Annotated in this window: 2 protein-coding genes; both read right to left on the bottom strand. The window is 28.4% G+C overall.

Going from position 1 to position 1941, the window contains the following annotated elements; genetic code table 11:
• Positions 1-877: cytochrome c biogenesis protein/redoxin (locus tag Q0G30_RS14225; protein ID WP_294391410.1), on the bottom strand; the 877-nt coding region annotated here is incomplete at its 3' end.
• Positions 878-1026: 149 nt separating this feature from the next.
• The coding region (locus Q0G30_RS14220; protein ID WP_294391407.1) for a molybdopterin cofactor-binding domain-containing protein at positions 1027-1941 on the bottom strand (915 nt) is incomplete at its 5' end.

Raw genomic sequence — 1941 nt, 5'->3', positions numbered from 1 at the left:
CACCTCTACAAGGTGGGCACCATGTTCCCCAAAAATTTAAAAATATAGTTTTACCTCTATATCCACTTAATGTATGTTCATTTCCATACTGATCCTTTAAGGTGAAATCTATAGCCATTTCTTTATTACCATTATCTTTCTCATCATTTATAATTTCATCTTTTTCTATATTATTATATTGCTTGCTTTTATTAATATTTGTGACACCATTAAAAACCATAACTAGTCCACTTATTATAAGAATAACTCCACATATTTTTTTTATTGTTCCCATGTAGCTTTTCATTTTATCAATACTTTTAAATAACTTACTATAAAATCCAGCAACTATTATAAAAGGTAAAATAAACCCTATTGTATATATAGTTATTAATAAATTTGCTGTTATTTCACTACTTGAAGTTGAGGCCATAATAAGAACTGATGCAAGTATTGGCCCGATGCATGGTGTCCATCCAAAACTGAAAGTAAATCCTAATATAAATGCAGATAAAGAATTCATTTCTTTTACTTTTATGTTCATTCTTTTTTCTCTGCTTAATAATGCTGATTTAATTATATCTACATAAAATAGTCCCATAAACACTATAATTATTCCACCAATAATCAATATATAATTTTTATTTTCACTAAAAAATGAACTTAATATATTTACAGATGAACCTAATATAAAAAATGTAGTTGAAATTCCTAAAACAAATAATATAGTATTTTTAAATAATGCTGTTTTTACGAATTTATCTTCTCCATTCTTTAATACATCTACATTACTATTTGACAATATACTTAAATAAACTGGTAAAATTGGTAATATACACGGCGAAAAGAAAGATAATAATCCTTCTATAAATACTACCACTAAATTTAATTGCTGCACATTCTCATCTCCTTTTAATATCTGGTGTAATTGCTTGTACACTGATTTAATTTATTAATATATGTATTTAAATTATTTCTTAATTAATATATATTAAAAAATCACCATTATTATACAATTATATACTAATGGTGATTTTATATTAATATCTATTTTTTGGCTTTTTTATAAAAAGTATTTTCTAAAGGCAGCTTAGTTCTAAAAACTCCATCTAATTTATAATATGCTCCTTGAACTGCTGGTGCTGTTGGTATACAAGTTATTTCCCCCACCCCCTTAGCACCATATGCTAATTCTGAATTATTCTTTTCAACTATAATACTTTTTATTTCAGGTACCATAGTTGTTCTAAATAAGCCCAAAGTCCCAAACTTTGATGTTGGAACTGAATCTTTTAATTGGTAATCCTCAGTTAATGCATATCCCAATCCCATAACTACCCCACCTTCAATTTGTCCTTCAACATTTAAAGGATTTATAGCTCTTCCAACATCGTGAGCTGCAATAACCTTTTTAACTTTTCCTTCTTTATTTAAAATAACAACTTGAGTAGCAAATCCATAATCAACATGACTCACAGGATTCTTTTTGTCACTACCCATTTTGTCAGTTTTTCCATAAAACTCACCATAAAACTCCTTACCATTAAGTTCAACTAAACTTTTTGTTTTAAGAGCTTCTTTTAGTTTTAATGATGCAACCCTTGTAGCTTCTCCAGTAAACAATGTTTGTCTTGATGCAGTTGAGGTTCCTGCATTTGGAGTTAACTTAGTATCTGGTCTTATCCATTTAACTTTACTTGAATCTAAACCTAATGTTTCGCATACTATTTGAACCATAGTTGTACCTATGCCTTGTCCCATGCATGCTGCTGAAGTTCTTATAATAATACTTTCATCTTTAACTTCTAAAACAGTTCTACCTATATCAGGAAGTCCAACTCCTATACCTGAATTTTTAAATGCACAAGCTATTCCTACAAATTCATTTTTTTCATATTCTTCTTTAACAGCTAATAACGTATCTTTTAATGCAGTACCTTCACCTGCAATTTGTCCATTAGG

Origin of the sequence: uncultured Clostridium sp., from assembly GCF_934754925.1 — a bacterium.
GTDB lineage: Bacteria > Bacillota > Clostridia > Clostridiales > Clostridiaceae > Clostridium.
The sequence above is the reverse complement of the archived record's forward strand: the minus strand, read 5'-3'. Positions and strand labels throughout refer to the sequence as shown.